Raw genomic sequence first — 22,665 nt, forward strand, 5'->3', positions numbered from 1 at the left:
TTACAGGATCCCGAACTTCTCAAATACCTCGGATACTTTCATCCCCTTCAAAATATGCTCACGAACCATATTCTCTCCGTTCACCTTCTCGAATGCTTTTGCAATGACTTCATCCTCGACATCCTTCGGAACGACAACAATACCATCTATATCTCCGAAAATAAGATCACCTGGCTGTATCTGTACGTCACCAATTTTGATCGGTACATCAAAATCAATCACCTCATTGCGGGCATAAGAATCGGTTGGACGCGTCCCTTTTACAAACACAGGGAAGCCTAGTTGTTTGATTTTCTTTACATCACGGCACAGGCCATCAATAACAGCACCTCTACCTCCAGCCACCATCGTAGCTGCGGACATTAACTCACCGAAGAAGGCAGAGCGCTCGGAACCCCCGACATCACCAACAAAAACTTCACCAGGCTGCATACCATCTAGCACTTCAATTTGCTTTTTATAGGCTTGAGCCGGTTTTCGATAGACGTCTGCTACTTGGACTGTTTTGGCGTAACCGCATACGACCATATCCGGGTCTAGGGGACGAATATGCTGTGGTAATGCCTGATTACGTAGCTCTAGACTATCCAAAATATCAGATATGACGGCAGAATATAGTTTTTCTTGCAATTGATCTAAATAGGCTTGATTTTTCATAAGATTCATCCCTTTACTATAATATTTATGCTCTTATTCTTGTTCAACTTGACGCATAATGGCACGCATATAACCTAACGCATACGCCATCCCCGCATGCCAAGGCGCATCACAAGTCATTAGTGGCGTATGGTCGGGTATAAGTACACCTGTAAACTGATGCTTCTTCAATACACGTAATGCTTTCAACATATCAATATCACCTTCATCGATAAAAACCTCTGTGTAATGAGGCACCTTCCCTTTAACATTACGAAAATGAACATATGAAATTTTATCCTGTGAAGCATATTGATCAATTGCTTCATACACATCTCCACTCACCATTTCTTGCATAGAGCCCATACAGAACTCAATCGAATTACTTTGGCTAGGAACAAGGTCTATCATTTTCTGATATTTATCAGGCTCATTCACTAATCGAGCATGCTGACGAATTTGCGGCATCGGCGGATCATCTGGATGTAATGCTAATTTAACCCCAGCTTCTTCCGCAACAGGTAGAACACGTTCTAGAAAATAGGCCAAACGATCCCATATTTCTTGCTCCGAGGTTGGTGGGAGATATCCCTTATCTAACAAACTCGCGTCATACGTCATATTCCATACCTGACCCAGTGGGATTGGATGATTTAACTCATTGCTGTCAGGATGAAACGTCGATGTTAGCGCTCCTCCTCGTGCAGATGGCTTTTGAATATGTCCCCACACACCAGCAATACTGAAGTTATATCCAATTACAGGAATCCCTGCTCGACCTACATTCCGGATGATCTGCTTAATCTGTTCAATTTGTTCGTCTCGTTTTGGGCCAGCAAGTAACACATCATACCAATCCGATGGATTAAAATTTTCAATCGCTGCGAATTCAAGTCCTTCTTGATTGAGCTCTTCTTTTAATTTCACAAGATTCTCATATTCCCAGATTGGGTCATTTAAGCGTGCTACACCATAATTTCGTTGCCCATCTGTTGAAGGAAGTCCCTCATCATCAATATCTCCATAATAATTTACGAGATGGACAACAACCGCCTCACAGCCTGCCTGTTTCGCAAATCGATAATAATCTGTATGTAACATATGACGATATAAACCAATACCTAATCGCATTTCTTTTGCTCCTTTACATGCTTGGTTAGATCATCCAATCTAAAATCTGAAATATCAGTATAAACAAGCATAAACGACTACGTCGTCCTTTTAAGAGCGAGTAGCGTTTGTGCAGGAAATACCAGTCAGTTTAGATAGCCCCACCATTTTCTTCTATTAGAAACATCATGTGTTTCTTACTCTTCTCCAAGTGCGACACGAGTAAATGAGTCGCTTGTTCCAGGCGATCTTGCTTTATTTCCTCAATAATCTGCTCGTGCTCTAGCAAACCTTCATTAGATCGATCGAAGTTCTGGAAATGAAATATACGTGAAATATACAGAAAGCTATTTAAGAGCTCATATTGTTTTAGAATTAACTGATTATGGCTCATCGTCACAATAGCTTTATGAAACAGAACATCTGCTTCTAGAAATTGTTCATACAAAAATTGGGGACTATTCAGATGGGTACTTGCACGCTCCACAAACTCTGTTAATTTCGTAACAAGATGCTCACGATCTTCCTGCGATAGGTGTTCTATGCACCATTTCTCAATCATGATGCGAGCATCCATCACTTCAGCGATTCGCCCACTCGTTAATTGACTCACATAGGTACCTGACCGTGATACGACTTCAATAAGTCCATCATTCGCCAATCGATGGATCGCAAGCTTCACAGGAGTTTTACTAACCCCCATCTTCTCACTTAAATCATTGAGATCCAGTCGTGCACCACCTTTATATTCCCGCGTAAGGATTTGATTCTTCAAAATTTGGTACACTTGCTCATTTAAATCTAGTCGTTCAATTTTTACATTCATAGGACAACTCCAATTGATTCAAGTTCAAACTGAAATATCAGATATTAGATTTAAGTTCATTATAAGATGCATCTTACAGAAATTCAATACTTAATTGCAGACTTTCGAATGTGTGCGCCATGCCTTCGGCGTTACACCAATTAATTTCTTGAAGACCGTCGCGAAATGTTGGCTCGTCTTAAACCCAAGCTCCATAGCAACATCCGTTATGCTCACCTTCGATTCCTCTAACATACGACAAGCACAGTCCATTCGAATCCGATCCATAAACACTGTTGGTGATTGTCCGTTCATTTCACGAAATATACGGTAAAAGTGCGACTCACTTAAACCAATCTCCGACGCAAGCTGTCCTATCGTATAGCGTTCAGATGGATTCTGTTCCAGTCTTGTCTTAAGCTCCAGCGTATACGCGTGCATATCATGCGACTGCGCTTTGAGTGGAGTGTTATGCAAAATGCGTTGTAGAATTTCCAGAACTCCATGACGAATCTGAAATTCCACAAGCTCTGTATCCTGCTGGTTAATTAACTGTTGGACCCTTTTGAAATAATCTACGATTTCCTTGCTAACCAACTGAATACGAGGACAGCGATGTATCCATTGTGCAAATACTTGGCGTTCAGCATCATCCAGTCCGAACCAATGACCATGCTGCAGCGGATCACGAACGATGATCCACCAGATCCTACATGGCCCAATATAATCAAAACTAGCACGGTGACGTTCACCAGGTCGTGTATAAATGATATGCTGTGCGCTCGTTGGGTGAAATTGACCATTAACTTCCCACACTGCGGTTCCTTGCTCCATATATACAAACTCATAAGCATCTTCGTGCACGTGATTTGTCAAAGGCATGGCTCTACTGAAATGGTCGTATCCCAGAAGAATCAGATCTTTAACATGGGCTGCAGGACCCTCTTCCCAATCGATTAAATATACCCAGCGTTCACTCTTTATAGCGTCTGTCATCGTATACACGCTGCCTCTCTTCTGATCACATTAGCTTACTCCGAATCGTATATTTGCTCATTTATGTTTCTGATCCTATTAGATACAAATTGAAAAGTCAAATGATATAAATTGGTTTAAACTGAAAGCGTAAACACGAATAAGGAGTGATAAACGTGCCACACAGCACACCACAGATCCATGTTGTATTCAAGACACATTTAGATATCGGATATACCGATCTCGCTAAACATGTTACTGATCGTTATATGAAACTATTTTTCCCAAGTGCGATCACAACAGCACAGTACTTTGATGAACATCCTGATCAAGGTTCTTTTATTTGGACAACCGGTTCTTGGTTAATTCATCACTTACTCAAACATGGAACAACCGAGGAGAAACAGCAAGTAGAGGAAGCTATTGCAAAAGGCTATTTAAGATGGCATGGCCTCCCTTTCACGACCTATACCGAATTATACGATGCCGAGCTTCTAGATTACGGTATTCAAATGGCCACACGTCTTGACCAACGCTTTGGTATCCACACCATTGCAGCCAAAATGACGGATGTCCCTGGTCATACACGTGCGCTGATTACACATATGGCCAAGGCGGGTATGAAGTATCTTCATTTAGGTGTAAACCCATCAAGCCATGTTCCTCATGTTCCTGAGATGTTTTTGTGGAGAAATCCAGATGGTTCTGAAATCGTCGTTCAATATAGTAAAGATTATGGAACAACCTTCGAAACAGAAGGCTTGAATGATGTTTTATACTTTGCTCATACGCATGATAATCATGGTCCTTCCACCGTTGAACAAATTAAAGCGGAATTCACTCAACTTCGTGAGGCCTATCCACATGCGGATATCAGAGCATCCACGTTGGATCAATATGCGGAGAAGGTATGGGCCATTCGTGATACGTTACCGATCGTCGAAGAAGAGATTGGGGATAGCTGGATCCATGGATCTTCGACTGATCCCTACAAATTAGCTTGTTATCGTGAACTACTTCGCTTAAAGAGTAAATGGCTACTAGAAGGATCTCTTGCTGCAGCCGACGAGGAATATCACAACTTCTGCGATGAATTAATTATGATTCCTGAGCATACGTGGGGTGTAGATATTAAGCGTTATCTGGCAGATTACATTCATTATGATAAGGAAGATTTTCAGCAAGCACGAGCTCGAGACAAGGTTGATGTGAACTTAAACCCACTTGAATATCGTTTTTACGAAAAAAATTCACGCGCTGAAATGATCGAGATGTTCGGCGTGGAAGCCGTGGAGAAGCTTAGTGCCCGCTCATTTAGTCTCATGGAGCAGTCTTGGCAAGAGCAACGGGAATATTTAGAAAATGCCGTATCTACTCTGGGCGTAAAACGTCAGATCGAAGCACGAGCTGCTCTAGCCGCATTACGACCGGTTCGTCCACAGATTGCTAATGCGGATGCGACAATCCTGTACACGGATCAATCCTATACTTTAGGAGACTTTGAGGTCGTGTTTGAGGATAACGGTTCTATTATCAGTTTGCTAGACCAACGTAATCGAGAGTGGGCTGGGCCGAACAACCCGATCGGATTATTCTCATATGAGACTTTCTCCCAAGCGGATTATGATCGTTGGTACCGTGAATATCACGTGCGATGGAAAAATACGCATGTATGGGCAACCGGAGATTTCGGGAAACCAGGTATGGATCTGACGAAAGAATGGATAATCCATACCGTGACGAAACCCAAACTATTATCCTTGCAAGCATTATGTGGAGAAGAACAGGATGTTGTCCTTGCTACGTTAAAGATGCCTAGAGCAGCTAGTGAAGGAATGGGTGCTCCACGAGAGTTGACCATCGAATATATATTTAAGAAGCACACTGCTACCGTAGAATGTAAGCTTCAATGGTTCCATAAGGATGCATATCGCCTCCCAGAAGCAGCATGGATGAGCTTCAATCCGATCGTCAATAATCCAAATCAATGGAAGCTTGATAAAATCGGACAACTTACTTCCCCACTAGACGTTGTTAAAGGGGGAAATCGCAATCTGCATGCGGTAGATCAGGGCATGTATTATGCGGCAGCGGACGGTCAAGTGGATATCACGACATTAGATGCCGCGCTCGTATCTCCTGGAGAACCACGGCTTGTGCAATTTGATCATACATTCGCTTCACTTACTGGAGGAATGCATGTCAATTTACACAACAATGTCTGGGGTACAAATTTCCAGGCTTGGTACGAAGAAGATGCGTTATTCCGCTTCAAGCTGAAATTCCAATCTCATCTTTAATCATAAAATACCTAAGAGGAGCTTTACAATGAACACCCACAAACCATGGAAAATTTACGTCATTCAACATTCCCATACGGATGTTGGCTATACAGAACGTCAAGAGAAAATCCGGCAGTATCATGTCAATTACATTCGGCAAGCGTTACAAATTGTACGTGACATCGAAAGCGGTGCTCGCCTGGATTGGAAGGGCTACAAATGGGTATGCGAAACGTTCTGGCCTGTTGAATCCTTCCTCTTAAAAGCGACACCAACAGAAAAAGAAGAATTCGCGCAAGCGGTACAAAAAGGCTATATCGGTCTATCTGGAACCTATCTCAATTTCGGCGAGCAATTAAATCAAGAGATGCTCTCCGTCATGATTCAACGGATTACTGACTATGGTCAATCGATTCAATTCCCGGTACGTTCTGCTATGACTGCAGACATCACTGGCTTTGGTTGGGGATATAGTCAAGTCTTGGCCGATGCTGGTATCGAGAATTTAATAACCTGTATTCATACACATCACTCTATGTTTCCATTATGGAAGAAACAAATTCCATTCTGGTGGGAAACACCAAAAGGTGATCGAATTCTAACGTGGAGTGGCGAGCATTATATGTTCGGAAATGACCTCGGCTTGATTCCTGGTATAGGAGGTTCCTATACGATTCGTGATGAGCATGACGTGCGAAAAGGCGTGTCCTTGGAAGTCGCTGAAGCGCGGTTTGATCGATATTTAGAGCAATTAGTTGAAGATGGCTATACCTTCCCGTTAGTACCTGTCATGGTATCTGGGCTCCCTACAGATAATGGCTCACCGAATGCCGCATTAATGGATTTTGTAAACCATTGGAATGCGTTGCATGGTGATCGGATCTTGATTCAACCAGCGACACTGGATGATTTCTTTACAGATTTAAGAGCATATGCGAACGAGCATCCGGATGAGATCGAGACCTTTCGAGGAGATTGGCCGGATTGGTGGACAGATGGCTCAGCTACTACTCCGATGCATGTTCAGATCTTCCGAGAGGCGCAACGCGTGTACACGAAAGTGAAGCAATTAGATCCTACCCGTGAGATTGTTGACCAAGAGCGGCTTGAGGCGATTGAATACGAGTTGGCTTTATTTGCTGAACATACATGGGGATACCATTCCTCTGTGACAGAACCTTGGAACCCATTCGTACAAGAGCTGGGCTGTCGTAAAGAAGCTTATGCCGCAAATGCGAGTGCACTTGCCCATACCGCATTATACGATATCCTTGAGGCACAAGGAGATGCACTATTAGGACCAGATCGCCCTATGAAATTTGAGTTGCATAACCCAAATAACTTTGTCCAAACCGATTATGCCCAATTAATTATGGAGGGCTGGTACATTACAGAGCTGAAAAATGGTTTTGAAGTACTCGATGAAGTGACTGGAACTGTCTATGAAGCACAAATGGTGACGGCACACCGCGGGGTCATCATTACCATTCCAGTAACCTTGCAGCCGAATCAAAAGGTCCAATTGACGATCAAGGCAATCGAAGCGCATCCGCCCGTAACAGCATATCGAACCGATTATGTTGGATCCGATCGCATGCTGGATATTATTCCTCCGGTTCCACCGAAGCTACATGTGACGCCTAAATTTATCGAGTCACCTTTCGTTCGGATCGAATGGGAACTTGGGGCAGGGATTACGAAGTGGTTCGACAAAAGCAGTCAACAAAATTTACTACGGTCTGATCGGAAACACAATGCATTCTCCCCTGTCTACAACGTAACACAAGCACCTAATGAATTTGGCATGTATGATGTACGTCGTAAGATGGGACGAAATCGTAGAGGCGCTGATGCGATAACCTCTGTCGGAGCATTAGTTGATGTCAATATCATTGAAAAGGGTGCCCTTTATGGAAAAGTTCAATTGACATATCGCGTGAATGGTTGCAGTCACTATTCCTTACTCGTCACCGTATACGGTGATCGCGCACGTGCTGATGTAGCTGTACGCATGCATAAGGAAAGTGTATGGGATCCAGAAAATGTGTACATTTCACTTCCGTTTGGGAGTGCTCCCGCTGCTGGGCAAGATGCGCTGTGGATAGAAAAGACAGGCGCAGCCTTACGTCCACGAATTGATCAATTGCCTGGATCCTTAGCAGATTTCTATTGTGTCGATGAAGGTGTAGCTTTTGTCCGTGACACACGTGGTGTTGCCATTGCGATGCCAGATACACCTCTCATCCAACTCGGCTCCTTAGACTATGAGGATCGACTATTGAGCGGACACCCTGGACTCGCGCATGATCCAGCCCATCTCTATTCATGGCCCATGAATAATTATTGGGAAACGAACTTTAAGGCGACACTAGGTGGATTCTATGAATTCCGTTACTACATCGCTTGGGGGGATGAGCTTAATACGTCAGAAGTAGCATTAGAGGCTTGTAAGAGTATGAACGCGGGTATCCTTGCATGGAGAACAAGTAAGTAAGAGAATAATCATATTATCAGTTAGACGAATCACAAAGTCTTCCTCGAGAAGTACGGATTGAATAAGATTTGGAAGCATTTTAGACTTTCACATGAGGTCGCCTCTTTCTGTTACAGAGTCATTTGATGGTACATATGATTCCACAAAAAAAGGCGTCCTTTTTGCTATGCTGTGATGTAATTTATTGGTTAATCAGCAGGGATGTTTTTAAAGGGTTAAAGATCCTGCCCGGAGCTTGTCTTAACCATTCCTATTTATTGACTTTTTGTTGTTCTAATCTTTGCTCTTCTTCTTTAATTTGACTTATATCAATTCGTTCAAACAACAATTGCAAATCAGTTACCTGTTGATAAGGGGGAACCGAGCGGGGCTTCCAATTCGGTAGTTCAAGCGATAGGAATCCCCTGATCTTCTCACAAGAAAACGGTAGAAACGGATGCAGCAAATTCGCCAAATTAGCTATAATCTGCACGCATGTATATATTGTAGAACCACAGGACTCCTGATCTTCTTTTACCTGAATCCAAGGTTTTTGCCGATCAAAATACTGATTTGCCTTACGTACATAAAAGAAAATATACTCGAGCGCATCCTTCAAATCTCCCGCTTCAATTAGGCGTCCTGACTCCAGATACAAGAGGTCAATGTTGTCGCTCCACCCCTTATCTAACTTTCCACTTGGCACGATCCCTTCATAAAACTTCTCTACAAAAGCCAATGAGCGATTCACAAAGTTACCAAATGCTCCAAGCAGCTCACCATTATGACTATAAATAAACTCTCTCCAGGAAAAATCCGTATCCCGCTTCTCAGGCCCGTTGGCAATTAAGAAATAACGAATAGAGTCAGGATGATACCGCTCTAGAATATCAGGTACCCAGACTGCCCAATTACGGCTAGTGGAGAACTTCTGCCCTTCAAGGGTTAAATATTCGCTGGATATAATCCGATCCGGTAAATGTAGTTCTCTTGCTCCTAATAAGACGGCTGGCCATATCAGGGTGTGAAAAGGAATATTATCTTTACCATGGACATAATAAGCGGTGATGTCCTCTTGTTCCTCTGACCAAAAATCCTCCCAGCTCCGCCCAGACTGTGCAGCCCACTGCTTACTGGCTGATAAATAACCACTTACCGCCTCAATCCAAACATAAATCTTCTTGTCTTCAAATCCAGCTAAAGGAACATCTACACCCCAAGATAAGTCTCTTGTTACCGCGCGGTCCTGCAGTTCTTCTTTTAAATAACGTTTGGTCAGTTTTATAGCGTTTTCTCTCCAAAATTGTGCTTCCTCTACATATTCCGTTAATTCAGATTGAAATTTAGATAAGCTAAGATAAAAATGTTCTGTCGGTCGTTCTGACGGTGTATTCCCACATAATTTACAGACTCTGTCCAATAAATCGGCAGGGTCTAGAATCGTAGAACAATAATCGCATTGATCTCCACGCGCCCGCTGGCCACATACTGGACAAGTCCCTTCCACGTATCTGTCTGGCAAAAAGCGCTGATCCACCTCACAGTAACATTGCGCAATGGTTTTTTTATATAAATGACCATTCTCTAGTAGCTTCGCAAACAACTCTTGCACAACCTTATGATGCTGCTGTTGATCCGTTCGAGTATAAAGATCATAACTAAATCCCAGCTGTTCAAAACACTGCAGAAACTCTTCGTGGTATCGACTGGCAAAAGCTTCGGGTGTGATCCCTTCATTAGCAGCCTGAACCGCTACAGGTGTGCCATGACAATCGCTGCCTGACACATATAAAACGTTATCCCCCTTGCTGCGAAAATAGCGTGCCAGCACATCCCCAGGCAACACACTTGATAATCTTCCAAGATGTAAAGATCCATTCGCATACGGCCAAGCACCACCAATAAACACATTACTCATTAACCTTCTCCTCCTTTTTTTAGACAACAAAAAAACTCCCATCCACAAAGGACGAGAGTTCTACTCACGTGTTACCACCTAATTTTATAAATGCCTCATGACATTTACCTCTTCAGGTACGACGTTAATAAACGTTTATACCCTAGCACTATAACGGATGCAGGTTCCGGCGCAGCCTACAACCCAAAAGGTTTCGATACGCAGCTCTGAGACCATATTCCCAAGGTTTTTCTTTACTCCTTTTCAGCGACCGGAGCTCTCTGTAGAAAGAATTGCCGTGGTACTCTTTCTCTTCTTTGCCTTTAAATATTCAAGTTACTGGAAATGATACTTAATTTTCTGTTTATTGTCAATGTGAAACATCAAGCTCACTGTAACTTTTTCAATTAATTTTCGTCTTTTATATAAATAAGTTACAAGGAGGAGGTCCTTCAATGAAAAAAGTAAACTTGCTTATACTCTCTGTTCTTTTACTAGCAGGGGTATGGGGTTGTTCCGATAATAAGGTTAATTCTGTTCCAAAAAGTGAACCCTATACTTCCGAAAAAGCCATCAGTAGAGGGGATATTGTTTCTTTTGAAAAAGTGTACAACCTCGATAAATTTGAGCAATTTATAACTAATCTCTCCAGCAAAAAAGCAGACAATATACGAGTTACAAGTTACACAGATGAGGGCGATCCCATATTTAAGGATTTGAAGTTTGATGGCAATGTAATTAGTTATAGCTACGATACTTCTAATGATGCATTCGGTGGAAGTAACACAGGAGTTAGAACCGATACCTGCTCCGAAGTGACGAGTAAAAAAAACACACAAGGTGAAATAATCTATTCGATCAGCGGTTGCACAAATAATGACTCTGAAATCGATTACTACCTTTTCCGCACAAAAAAAGCCACCCAATCGTAATACGATAGGATGGCTTTTCTAATATCTATTTCATGATTTTGCAAATATCATTGGTGAATTGAACAGGATCACTAACCTGTAGACCTTCGATCAACAGTGCTTGGTTGTACAGCAGGTTCGTGTATAAACCGAGCTTCTCTTTATCGTTCTCAGCTGCTGCTTTCAAAGACTGGAAGACTTCGTGATGGATGTTGATTTCGAGTACCTTATCCGCTTGAACCTCTTGCCCATTCGGCATCGATTTCAGGATTTTTTCCATCTCGATTGTCAGTTCACCTTCAGCAGAGAGGCATACCGGATGAGTCTTCAAACGTTTGGAAGCTTTAACATTCTTCACTTTGCCGGACAAGATGTCCTTCATCGCTTCAAAAAGCTCCTTGTTTTCGTTCTCTTCCGCTTCCGTTGGCTTGTCCGCTTCGTCTGCTTCGATACCCAGATCACCACTGGATACGGATTTAAATTCTTTTTCTTTATAAGACATGATCATCTTGATCGCAAATTCATCAATATCATCAGTGAAGTAGAGAATTTCATACCCTTTATCCGATACAAGCTCGGTCTGTGGGAGCTTTTCGATTCTGTCGATCGACTCTCCGGATGCATAGTAGATGTACTTCTGATCTTCTGGCATTCTTGATACATATTCGTCCAGTGTTACCAGCTTCTTCTCCTTGGAGGAGTAGAACATCAGCAAATCTTGAAGTGTATCTTTGTGCATTCCATAATCGTTATACACACCAAACTTAAGCTGTCTGCCAAAAGCATTATAGAACTGCTCATATTTCTCTCTTTCATCCTTCAGCAAGCTTTGCAGTTGACTCTTCACTTTATTCTTAATGTTCTTAGCGATCAGAGTCAGCTGACGGTCATGCTGGAGCATTTCTCTGGAGATGTTTAGCGAAAGATCCTCTGAATCTACCATACCTTTTACAAAGCTAAAATAGTCAGGCAGCAGATCCGCACATTTGTTCATGATCAATACACCATTGGAATAGAGCTCAAGACCTTTTTCATATTCCTTTGTGTAATAATCAAATGGTGTATTCTCTGGGATAAACAAGATCGCATTATACACTACAGCACCATCTGCACTGATATGAATATGTTTAAGCGGCTTATCGAAGCCGTAACGTTTCTCTGCATAGAAGTTATCGTAATCTTCTGTAGTCAGCTCGTTTTTGTTCTTCCGCCAGATTGGCACCATACTGTTCACGGTTTGTTCTTGAACAACTTCCTCGAACTCGTTCTCTGTGCCTTCTTTTGGCTTTTGCTCCTTCACGTCCATTTTAATTGGGAAACGAATGAAGTCAGAATATTTTTTAATGATGGATTTCAGGCGATACTCTTCCAAGTATTCATCGTATTGATCTTCTTCAGTATTCTCTTTAATCTTCAAAATCACTTCAGTACCTACAGAATCCTTCTCGACAGGCTCGATAGTATAGCCATCAGCGCCCTTAGACTCCCATTTAAAGGCCTCGTCGCTACCAAGCGCCTTACTGATCACAATTACGTCATCTGCTACCATAAACGCAGCATAGAAGCCAACACCGAACTGTCCGATGATATTGTGACCATCCTTGGCTTCGTTCTCTTTCTTAAATGCAAGAGATCCACTCTTCGCGATTGTTCCTAAGTTATTCTCCAGCTCTTCTTGTGTCATCCCGATACCTGTATCGGAGATCGTCAAAGTTCTGTTCGCCTTATCGGCAGTCACTTTAATATAATAATCTTCTTTATTGAAGACCAGGCTTTCATCAGCTAATGCTTTGTAATAGATCTTATCAATTGCATCACTTGCATTAGAAATCAACTCGCGCAGAAAAATTTCCCGTTGTGTATAAATGGAGTTAATCATCATTTCCAGCAATCTTTTCGATTCGGCTTTAAACTCTTTTTTGGCCATGAATAAGTAAATCTCCTTTCAAAATAACATCTTGTCCAACACTTCGTGATTAGCACTCTTATTAGATGAGTGCTAATTCTTCTTTTTATATAACATAAACTGATTTTGAATGTCAATATTTACAGCGACTTTCTTTAAAGAATGCTATCTTTTACATACAAATTTAAGATTTTATTGATCATTAATGACCCACTTGCGCGTAGGCTGATTCTATGTTTTAAATAGACTAGAGCATAAATTCCAAATAAAGGGTTATCATTATCAAACCTAGGAGGAATTCGAATGAATAATCACGCGCAGTCCATTGTAAATTCTTCAGCAACAAGTCCCATTAAGAATTTGATTGGCAGTGTATTTATCCCCGTACACGATATTGAAAAAGCCCGTAGCTGGTATTGCCAAGTCCTAGGACTCCAGGAAGCAGATCATCCGATTATGAACGGTCATTTATGCCCGTTAACTATGCAAGGAAGCACTGGGATCATTCTGGACACCATGCCCATGTGGGGAGGTTTAGAGCCTGAAGGGGCTCCTCCAATTACAACACCTGCTCTTATGCTTATAACCGATGATTTGCAAGCCTCTTTCAACTACATAAAGGAGCTCGGTGTAGAGATAGTAACCGAAATTCAAGATCAACAATGGTTTGTGGTGAAAGACCCTGATGGGAATAAACTAATGATTTGCAAGTAACATTTGCGTTAGAAATTGCAATGGCTGAGACTTCCACTTCTTAGGATGCATCAAAAGCTGCAGATCAAAATGAATTTCTTGATGTGCGAAGGGCAGCTCGGCCAAGTTCCCCCGCTCAATTTCTTCCTCTGCAACAATTTTAGGTAATAATGCAATCCCTAAACCATTCATAACACAACGTTTGATCGCTTCTAGATTCGAAAGCTCAAAACCAATGCGGAAAATAATCCCGTGCTCTTTTAACAAATTCTCAAACAGACTCCGGTAAATACAGCTCTCTTCAGAAACAATTAATTCGCAGTTATTTAGATCCTGTAAGGTTACTATATCCATCTGGGCAAGGGGATGGTTAATGGGGGCTATCAACACGAGCGGTTCATCTCTAATGATCGTACGATCAAGTAAAGAATCCGTAGTGGTACGATCGAGCATCAAACCGATGTCTACTTCCCCATCTTTTATTTTGGCCAAGAGGTTAGCTTCCTGCATCGTTTGTAGATGGATATCAAGTTTCGGAAATTTCGTCCTCAACTGCTGTAGGTAGGGTGGCAAGTAGAATGCAGCTAATGAATCAATCGTTCCAATCGTTAGCGTACCTCCAATTTGCTGGGCGATGGTTTCTTTAGAACGATCATACAGATCCAAAATCTCCACAAATAGCTTCAACAACTCTTCTCCAGGCGGGGTAAGTCGCAGCTGTCGACCATGCCTTTCTATTAATGGCACTCCGTATTCCTTCTCTATTTTCTGTATTTGCATCGTAACGCTCGACTGCGCGTAACCCAGCTCTTCAGCAGCCCGTGTAAAGCTCTGGCGTTTAGCTACCTCGCGGAATGTTCGTAAATAGGTTAAATCCATAACCTCACCCTAACATCAATATTTTTGATGATACACATCATTTATTATAGCTAACGACGATGCAACATTCCATGGTAAAGTGTATGTAGAGGAATTAAAATATTTTGGAGGCCGATAATTTATGCTTACAGAACAACAGATTTATGGAATTTATGTCCCCGTGGTCACCCCGTTCAATGCTGCTGGTGAAGTCGATCTGGATTCGTATCAGCGTTATGTAAAGAACATTATTAACAACAGCATACAAGGTCTGGTCGTTAATGGAACCACCGGTGAATCGCCAACTGTAACCGTAAATGAAATGCAGCTTCTAGTAAACACTTCTCGTGAGCTTTTACAATCTACATCTATCCCCTTAGTAGTCGGTACAGGAACCAATGACACAGCTTCTACGGTAGCACGCACAGAGATCGCAGCTAACCTTGGTGCAGATTGCGCACTAGTAGTCGTCCCTTATTATAGTCGTCCATCGCAAGAGGGCATCATTGCCCATTTCCGCAAAGCAGCAGAAGTAGGTATTCCGATCATGGCTTATGACATTCCAAGTCGTACTGGTACTGCTATGACTCTAGATACTGCACGCACAATCCTAGAAATGAATAATGTTGTCGGATTAAAAGACTGCTCAGGTAGCACCAAAATGGTTACTGAGCTAGTTCGTACAGGTAGCAAACCTGTGCTTGGCGGCGACGATTCACTCTTTTATGAAATGCTTAGCTCCGGGGCAGCTGGCGGTATGCTTGCTACTGCGAACGTTTATCCAGCAGAATGTATCCGTATATACGAAGCCTTCAAATCGGGTCAATTCGACTTGGCAAAAGAAAACTTTGAACAACTACTGCCGATCATCCGTCTCTTGTTCAAGGAATCGAACCCCGCTCCAATCAAATGGATGCTTAGTCAGAATGGCCTAATCAATTCGGATACGCTTCGCCTCCCAATGACTTCCATCAGCACAGCACTTCAGCAAGAGCTTAGTTCTTATGTTCAGGACAATGCAATTGAAGCGACTGCATAAGAGAAAATATAACAGCCGTTATACAGTGAGGAACTGTTTAGCGGCTATTTTTTTGTAAATTTAAATTCTCTGTAACTAATGTTCTGATATTATCTATTCTTACCCCTCTTCATCATAAGTTCACTAATACGCCCTTCAGAGACATCTCCTGCCATATTTCCAAATGCGATGGCTAGATAATCAGGATAGTTTTTCCTGCCGAACATCTCACTTAAATCTTCTTGTTCGGTGAAAATAAAGTATTAGACTGGAGTTGTTGATTTAACGGGGGTTTTGAATTGGAGATTACTCAGTTTTTAAAAAATTAGTTTTAGACTGACGCTGTTATTGAACTAACGTTCCCCGTTAGTTGAATATATTCAATGAATTATTCATCCTTTTTTGTGAGGAAAAAGGACTTTCTAACAAAAAACGTATAAATCAATACAATTACTGACCAACTGACATTCCCTATGAATGGTTGTTGATTATGCGATGATAATAGATTATAACTTATTAAACCGAATCCAAATGAGTAAATAATCATTAACCAAAATCCCCATTTTTTAAACCCATATAACCATAGATGAGGATAAGGGAAGCAACAGCCAATATAACCCTAAATATTTGTTCTGGAAAGTTTGGTAAACCAAACCTATAGGCTATGCCAAATCCATCTGCATCTGCATTAAAGAATATTGCTGTGAAAATTAATACTAATGCACCAATTATGTAAAAACAACTAATTAAAGTCACTCCTAAAGGTCTTTTCACTTTTTTACCTCCTCTATTCAGATTTCATTTAAGCCCTTGTTCCGCAATCCTGCCCGTTAGCTTAATGAAGCGTCCGCTAGTCTAATACTTTTTTCTCAGTCTACAACTTTATTTTCTCAGGACATCAATATATATAATAATTGGACCAAGCCTTTCATCGTCTTTAGTTTTTAAGGTAACTGCAGCAAATTCATCTTTTATCTGATTTGAACAATTATTTTTTTATCCAATTAGCATTTCGTTCATCCTCAATTCCAAACAGTACAACAGATGCTTGCCCCACTGGATTTAACTCTATTTTTCGCACTTCTTCTGTAAGGCTATTCCAAGCTATTTAACTTATTGATGACATTCTGAAGTCCCTATTTTGTTGACTTCTTGAAACAGAAAATTTCAAAGTACTACTCCTAGTTTTGAGAGAACCCGATCCATTTTATCAAAATGTTCTTTGTCGCTTGAAGCATAAATCAAATCAAAACTATCGTCATTATTCATCACTGTTATTATGCTGTCATCGTAATTCCCATAAAATTCGATGCCAATCCAATGCCGAAAGGAAATACCTTTGTTTTTAAAATTTTCACGAATAAAATCCAAGTCGGTTTGTTCAATGGAATAGAACGATACACAGCCGTATTCAAGAGCGAATACGGTTTGCAAATAGGCCATCGCCTGAAAAAATCGGTCAATGTTTCAAATTCCATTTTCCATACCTTTTCATCGTAACTCATATAGACAGGGGGATTGGACCTGGATAAATCGTTCCTATGGATTCCCCAGACACAGGCACGCTGATTCTCGCAATAAAAAATTAAATATTTGCTATGCTTGAAGTATTGGAATTGCTCGGGCTTGATCAAACTATCTTGCGTATGGTTCAGCCGCTCGTCTTTACCGAGTTCCAAATAATAATCTATAAACACCTGGGGCAATTCACCAAAATTATTTTTAATGGTTTGTATCTCGTCATGACTAAACCCGTTTCGTTTCGTAATATGAAACAGCTTTTTAATCATTGTAAAATCAGTCATCCGCAGCACACCTTATCCTTGTATAATTTGCTATCGATTGACTTAAGAATATTCCAAGTCAGTCTCCTTAACCATCAAGGGGGTATGTTATATATTTTACCATATCTTTACTCCACTAATCTGCCCGTTAGTTGAACAAAGGGCTACCTCTCGGCAGCCCTCATTATTGAACTCTAGTTCCTCATTAGCTTAACGACACGATAACATAAAAATCCCAATATATGGTACAATGTTGTTGGAAGTTTGAAAGTCATCAATCTAGCATTAAAAGGGGGCTTCTGAGAGTTGAGTAAAGAATTCAATTCCAAAACTCTCATAAATTTTACTTGCTACATTTACAGTAAGTAACAAGCCAATAGCAAAAAAAACAATTGATTCAAGCAATATAACAACATCTTTTTTTAAGCCTTGAATTACGTCCAATATTGCTCTTCAATCTTCAGATCCTTATGTCTCTTATCTACGTACTCATTCTCACTAATTATTTCTATTTCATTAGAATCAAAAAAACTAAGCAATCTCAATCCTTCATTTAACAATTCATCTTTATATTGTCGGGAAAACTCTGACCTTTTAACTGGGTCTGCAAGTTGATCATCGTAATCAAATACAATATATTTAAGGGCTATCATCCTAAAAAAGGAATATCCATTACAATACTCCCTGTAAATGTGTGAACAAGAACTAATGAATTCCTCCTCAATATAAACAAATCGATTTAATAGATCTCTGATCTTAAACTCTTCAACTGACCTATAATTAAGAATTTTTGTAAGTTGCCCTTCTAATTCATCCATCACATATTTAGAATTATAATTTAGATTAATCAATCTAAAATAGACATCTTTACCTAATGATTCTTCAAGTATCTCTTCTTTGTCATAAAGCCACTGTTCAAATTCCTTTGTTGAAAGTTTATTCCTCAAGACTGAGTGAAACCATTCTATAATTTCTTCATTGATCGGATCCATGATTTCAATCCTTTCCTTGCACCGCGGTTTCATATAACGCCTTATTTACGAACTTCGTGAATTTTCTTATGTATGAAGTATTCGTCGAAATGCTTACGCTCTGCTGCCCGTTAGTTGAATAAATAAAAAACGGCTGCCGAAGCAACCGCTATTCCACTAACGTACCCGTTAGTGTACTTTCATTCTATCCTAAAACAGAAATGCAAACTAGCGTTCTTGTTTCTGTGTTTATATAATCAGGGGTTTCAGACAACGTCTTATTCGCGAACTTCGTGAATAATTCCGTATGTTGAGTATTCGCGAAATTACTGAGCTATCCTGCCCGTTAGCGCAGCAAGGCTGCCAATCGTGCTGGCAGCCTTGTCATGGTTGAACTATCGTTTCCCGTTAGCATTCCTGTAGAGCGTTATCTATCGTCACTTATCAAGCTGACAAATTTCACTAATAAATGAGCCTTCGTGAGAAAACTTAATAGCTCTTTGGCAATCGGTACATATTCTTGACATTGTACATTGACAAGAATATGTACCGATAAAACAATAAAACCACGATTTACGCGGTAATTAATCGGCTTATATTCTTGTCATTCGACAGAAAAATAAGGCCACGGTGTAAACCGTGACCTGCCTAAAACTAATTGGTTGTTGGTCTTGTAGATATTAGACCCACTAATATTTATAGGATAAAGTTTGATTTATGGTCATGCATCCGCATTGTATGAATAATGAGTAATTATTCTTTGTCAAAATAATCATCTGGCAAATTTAATTTTTTCAAACAACCTGTAAATTTTTCTCTGAAATTAATATTGCTTTTATATTCCGGCCATGCAACCTTATAATGACGCAATAACTTCTCATGAGGGATAACGCCCCAAAATAAAATAGTGTTTTTCACAACCTCCTTATCGCCACCCACTAACATCTGTTCAATGATTTCCCAACTTTCCGATTTGTCATTGCAATTGCGTGTGGCATAGATTGCGGCAGATTGAATATTCGAGTCGGTGTGGCACAAAAAGGACGCAAAGTTCTGAAGTGTAATCGCGCCGGAAGATTCCAAAACATACCCCACATGACGTAACGTTTCCGAATCGTGAACCCTGTCAAGACTTTGCAATATCACTTTTATAAATTCCGCTAAATCAAAAGATTTACCGTACCAATTCAGAATCATTAAAGCTTGTAAAAAATCTTCATTTCTTTCAGAATACAACAGCTCCAGAAGATAGTCTCTTCCCGCATCAAAAGAGGTTTTGCAGATTAGCTGAATGGCTGTGGTGCGATCATTTTGTCTTTGCTCAGCAACGCTCCTTAAAAAATCAATGGTTGGCTGCGAGATTTTCTTAAACTTGAACATTCCATCAAGCGCTTTTGATTTGATTTCTTCGTTTGGGGCGTTTTGATAAACCTGTATCAACGCATTTTCATCGCCCGGCATTCTACTGCCAAACCACGCGATATCATAATCCAGAATAATTTCGTCCAGCCAGCGCTCATACCAGTCCAGAAAGTTGTCTTCATAGACAAAGAAAAAGGGATGATCAGGATAAAAAACTGCAGTTTAAATGATTTTCCCCTGTGTTTCCCTTCAAGTACGAGATACATATCGTATTCACAGCCTTGTGTGCCAATGCACAACATGCCGCCCATCACCCTATCACGGGCGGCGTCGTATTCCGGGTCGGAGATGTCTTCATCACTGATCAGTGGCTCGATCAGATGGTTCCATTTTTCTTTTGTCATTCTCGGGTGTAGAACGCATTTTGTAGTGAATGCATTTCTTTCGGTATAGGAAGTTGCTTTTTCAATCGAATAAATCCCGTAATAAGGCCCGGCACCTCCATTTCCGACTTTCGTTAAAAACTGGGCATAAGGCTCCGGAAGTGTGACTTGATTCTTTGCTTGCCAGTCCGCAAGCTCTTTTGCTGTAAGCACTTCATAAACCTTGTATTTATGTGAAGATGCTCCAAACACCAAAAAAGCCGTATCTTTGCGCATGGCCTTTTCGAGTTTGTTTTTTATTCGATCAAGTTGTGTTTCTTTCTTCCAAAACAACATATTGAATCCCCTGTTGATTATAGCCGGGCTTCCTTCGTTTGCTTATCCAGCAATTTCAGCAGATGCGGAAATCGGTATTCTCCGTACATACTCTGTATGTGCTCGGCAGCGACTGCTAGCTCCATGCCGACAGAGGTTATATACAAAGGCTTGGAGCTGTTGCCTCGGTAAAGCTTTTTGACAAAGGCTTCGTTGTCGTGAAAGGCATTTTTTGCAACACCGATCACTGGAATTTCCCCTGAAAAATTTGTGTAAACATAATGTCCGAGCCCGGGCTTTTTCTCATTGTTTAAGTACACATAGCCATCCACAACAATGGTATGTATTTGATTTATGTCAGTAAGTTTCAACAGTTCCTGTATGCAAGGGAGCTCTCGTTTATAGAAAAAACCCGTTTCGTATTTGTGAGGGTTTTCCGTATAAGACATGATGACTTCGAGTGGTTTAGAATCTTCCCAACATTGAAAAATAACCCCACTGATTTCGCTTTATTTTCCTCATAATACACATCGACAGCGATGATCATTGATAGCGATTCCTTCCTTTAAGCTCATTTTAAGCTATAGATTATAGCCAATATATCACATTTTGCCGTGCAGGATGATCTATAGATTATCCCAATACCACCACTCCACCAATCTAACCTATCAAGGGGCGGGTAGTATTTATTCTGCCGCAGGCGCAGCACAGAAAAAATCTCCACCCTAAAACCCTTGACAGGCTGGATTTTTGACGTGCCATTTCGCCGCCGACAACGGGGAACAGGATTTTATCCTGCCCCCGGCCTCCTCCAAAGAATAGGATAGGGTGTAAATGATTGAATCTAAATGTACAGTTTCGCTTGGATAAGATTGTACAAAACGCTTGAATAATAACAAAGAATTAAGAATCTTTGGCTCTAACTAACGCCTTCCGCTCTCGCTTCAGTTGTTGGCATATATAGAGTTGGAATGGTTTTGTTTCACAAACCATTCACTTCTATACATGTAATATTCACAGAAAACTATGTACAAGAAGCTCACTTGTACGCATATAATCCTAGAAAAGCGCTTAGCAGCTGTTTTTAAGGATTATACCAATCATTTTAGAACATTCTTACACAAGCAAATATGTACATCCTTATATCAGCATTTACAAACTATCCTCCGTTAACTTAACGAAGAAAGGAGCAGCTGCCGCGGTGGCAAACTGCTCCCAGGATCTCTAGACTAACGTGTCCCGTTAGTTCAAGAAGAATCGTAAACATTTCACTATTCCTTTACTTCGGTTAATTTCAATAAAACGCCCTTTTAACTAACCTGCCCATTAGCTTAAAGCCATTACCGCAAAGGTACCATCGACAGCAATATTACTACTCCTGTTTAATTTTTGATAATATATCATAAAAAAGACTATCGAATGGACTTGTCGATAGTCTTTTTTGGGCTATTATTTGAATGGACGCATTATTGCAGCTATTCCTTTAGGGCATCCACATATTGCTTCGCTTCTAATAGTGACAAACCAAGCACTTCTCTCGCTTTTTTAACAGCTGCTACTTCCTTGCCGTTACGTACGAGCTGGAGAACCTCATTTTGAACAAGATGTGGGGCAGACCTTCAGACTTGGCAATTTGGTCAACGTTTACGTGCATTGTTTTGATACGAGCTTCCATGGCACTTACTTTGTTATACACAGTTAAACATACAACTAAGGACACAAGTGATATCGTAATTGATAGGTATTCCATTTGCGACACTCCCTTCTATCTCTTCTTTTATTCTAAATGAAGATGTCTGGTTAAACAAATTTATGTCGTGTCCTATTGAACTAACCTGCCCGTTACCTTAATAACGCAGTGTCAGTCTAATACTTTATTTGCCGAGTCTAACACTTTATTTTTCAGTCTAGAACTCTATTTTCATTTGACACTTCTCTCTCACATTTAATTTTCTCGCAGTCTTCAATAATGAACTGAATCTCTTCCGCTGTAAGCTTAGCTTTTTTCGAAGAAAAATCCTTTTTTAAATTGTTGTAGACTTTCTTATTATTTTTGAGCAATTTGAACTCATATCCCATACTACTAACATAAAAATGTTTTGGCTCATGACTATCAATTCCATAACCCGAAACTTTAAGTATAGTTAGATATTCTAAAGTTTTATTTTCTATGTATGCAGCAGTGGACCTATGATGTCCGTCAATTAATGTACTCATAAAACCTTCATAAAAATATGCGAGCCCAGTCATGATCTCCCCATTTTTAATTTGCTCTCTATATTCATA

Annotated in this window: 20 protein-coding genes and 1 other annotated feature; of the genes, 5 read left to right on the plus strand and 15 right to left on the minus strand. The window is 40.6% G+C overall.

What is annotated here, in order from left to right; genetic code table 11:
* From MKY99_RS18275 to MKY99_RS18290, 4 genes are all read right to left on the minus strand, one after another.
* Positions 1-666: an RraA family protein gene (locus tag MKY99_RS18275; protein WP_339265564.1), complete on the minus strand. Its 666-nt coding sequence runs from the start codon at positions 664-666 to the stop codon at positions 1-3.
* Between the two features lie 24 nt (positions 667-690).
* Complete coding sequence (locus MKY99_RS18280; RefSeq protein ID WP_339265566.1) at positions 691-1,767, minus strand: mannonate dehydratase; 1,077 nt, start codon at positions 1,765-1,767, stop codon at positions 691-693.
* A gap of 130 nt (positions 1,768-1,897) precedes the next feature.
* Entirely contained in the window at positions 1,898-2,572 is a 675-nt protein-coding gene (locus MKY99_RS18285; protein WP_339265568.1) for a GntR family transcriptional regulator, read from the minus strand.
* A 90-nt stretch (positions 2,573-2,662) separates the two neighbouring features.
* A complete protein-coding gene (locus MKY99_RS18290) occupies positions 2,663-3,547 on the minus strand; it encodes an AraC family transcriptional regulator (RefSeq protein WP_339271708.1) in 885 nt (294 codons plus the stop codon).
* 155 nt (positions 3,548-3,702) lie between these two features.
* Here MKY99_RS18290 and MKY99_RS18295 point away from each other — a divergent pair, with 155 nt between their 5' ends.
* Both MKY99_RS18295 and MKY99_RS18300 read left to right on the plus strand, forming a co-directional pair.
* Entirely contained in the window at positions 3,703-5,826 is a 2,124-nt protein-coding gene (locus MKY99_RS18295) for a DUF5054 domain-containing protein (protein WP_339265570.1), read from the plus strand.
* Between the two features lie 28 nt (positions 5,827-5,854).
* Positions 5,855-8,302 carry a glycoside hydrolase gene (locus MKY99_RS18300; protein ID WP_339265572.1) on the plus strand — a complete coding sequence of 816 codons (2,448 nt, stop codon included), beginning with the start codon at positions 5,855-5,857 and terminating at the stop codon, positions 8,300-8,302.
* Positions 8,303-8,552: 250 nt separating this feature from the next.
* Here MKY99_RS18300 and metG read toward each other — a convergent pair whose 3' ends face one another.
* Positions 8,553-10,199 carry a methionine--tRNA ligase gene (gene metG, locus MKY99_RS18305; protein ID WP_339265574.1) on the minus strand — a complete coding sequence of 549 codons (1,647 nt, stop codon included), beginning with the start codon at positions 10,197-10,199 and terminating at the stop codon, positions 8,553-8,555.
* Between the two features lie 44 nt (positions 10,200-10,243).
* Positions 10,244-10,505, minus strand: a binding site (T-box leader).
* Between the two features lie 128 nt (positions 10,506-10,633).
* Between metG and MKY99_RS18310 the strand changes: the two genes are divergently transcribed.
* Entirely contained in the window at positions 10,634-11,110 is a 477-nt protein-coding gene (locus tag MKY99_RS18310; RefSeq protein WP_076286273.1) for a DUF4362 domain-containing protein, read from the plus strand.
* Positions 11,111-11,135: 25 nt separating this feature from the next.
* On the opposite strand, the gene htpG is transcribed toward MKY99_RS18310, so the two are convergent.
* Positions 11,136-13,016: a molecular chaperone HtpG gene (gene htpG / locus MKY99_RS18315; RefSeq protein WP_076286274.1), complete on the minus strand. Its 1,881-nt coding sequence runs from the start codon at positions 13,014-13,016 to the stop codon at positions 11,136-11,138.
* A gap of 282 nt (positions 13,017-13,298) precedes the next feature.
* On the opposite strand from htpG, the gene MKY99_RS18320 reads away from it, so the two are divergent.
* Positions 13,299-13,709 (plus strand): VOC family protein, encoded by a 411-nt coding sequence (locus MKY99_RS18320; RefSeq protein ID WP_042189367.1) that lies wholly within the window; start codon positions 13,299-13,301, stop codon positions 13,707-13,709.
* On the opposite strand, the gene MKY99_RS18325 is transcribed toward MKY99_RS18320, so the two are convergent.
* Positions 13,692-14,567 (minus strand): LysR family transcriptional regulator, encoded by an 876-nt coding sequence (locus MKY99_RS18325; protein WP_339265577.1) that lies wholly within the window; start codon positions 14,565-14,567, stop codon positions 13,692-13,694. The genes MKY99_RS18320 and MKY99_RS18325 overlap by 18 nt on opposite strands.
* 121 nt (positions 14,568-14,688) lie before the next feature.
* On the opposite strand from MKY99_RS18325, the gene dapA reads away from it, so the two are divergent.
* A complete protein-coding gene (gene dapA, locus MKY99_RS18330; RefSeq protein WP_076286276.1) occupies positions 14,689-15,585 on the plus strand; it encodes a 4-hydroxy-tetrahydrodipicolinate synthase in 897 nt (298 codons plus the stop codon).
* A gap of 525 nt (positions 15,586-16,110) precedes the next feature.
* Here the strand turns inward: dapA and MKY99_RS18335 are convergent.
* From MKY99_RS18335 to MKY99_RS18370, 8 genes are all read right to left on the minus strand, one after another.
* Complete coding sequence (locus tag MKY99_RS18335; protein ID WP_339265580.1) at positions 16,111-16,338, minus strand: hypothetical protein; 228 nt, start codon at positions 16,336-16,338, stop codon at positions 16,111-16,113.
* A 503-nt stretch (positions 16,339-16,841) separates the two neighbouring features.
* A complete protein-coding gene (locus MKY99_RS18340; protein WP_339265582.1) occupies positions 16,842-17,369 on the minus strand; it encodes a hypothetical protein in 528 nt (175 codons plus the stop codon).
* Positions 17,370-17,782: 413 nt separating this feature from the next.
* Entirely contained in the window at positions 17,783-18,340 is a 558-nt protein-coding gene (locus tag MKY99_RS18345; RefSeq protein ID WP_339242064.1) for a hypothetical protein, read from the minus strand.
* Between the two features lie 732 nt (positions 18,341-19,072).
* A complete protein-coding gene (locus MKY99_RS18350) occupies positions 19,073-19,780 on the minus strand; it encodes a hypothetical protein (RefSeq protein ID WP_339265583.1) in 708 nt (235 codons plus the stop codon).
* On the minus strand, positions 19,756-20,400 hold the full coding sequence (locus MKY99_RS18355) for an SMI1/KNR4 family protein (protein WP_339265585.1): 645 nt from the start codon (positions 20,398-20,400) through the stop codon (positions 19,756-19,758). Before MKY99_RS18355 ends, MKY99_RS18350 begins: the two co-directional genes overlap by 25 nt.
* A 17-nt stretch (positions 20,401-20,417) precedes the next feature.
* Complete coding sequence (locus tag MKY99_RS18360) at positions 20,418-20,828, minus strand: endonuclease V (RefSeq protein ID WP_339265587.1); 411 nt, start codon at positions 20,826-20,828, stop codon at positions 20,418-20,420.
* 1,106 nt (positions 20,829-21,934) lie between these two features.
* Positions 21,935-22,129: a hypothetical protein gene (locus tag MKY99_RS18365; RefSeq protein WP_339265589.1), complete on the minus strand. Its 195-nt coding sequence runs from the start codon at positions 22,127-22,129 to the stop codon at positions 21,935-21,937.
* Between the two features lie 152 nt (positions 22,130-22,281).
* Entirely contained in the window at positions 22,282-22,596 is a 315-nt protein-coding gene (locus tag MKY99_RS18370) for a hypothetical protein (protein ID WP_339265590.1), read from the minus strand.
* Positions 22,597-22,665 lie beyond the last annotated feature (69 nt).

Origin of the sequence: Paenibacillus sp. FSL R5-0470, assembly GCF_037975205.1 — a bacterium.
GTDB lineage: Bacteria > Bacillota > Bacilli > Paenibacillales > Paenibacillaceae > Paenibacillus_AQ.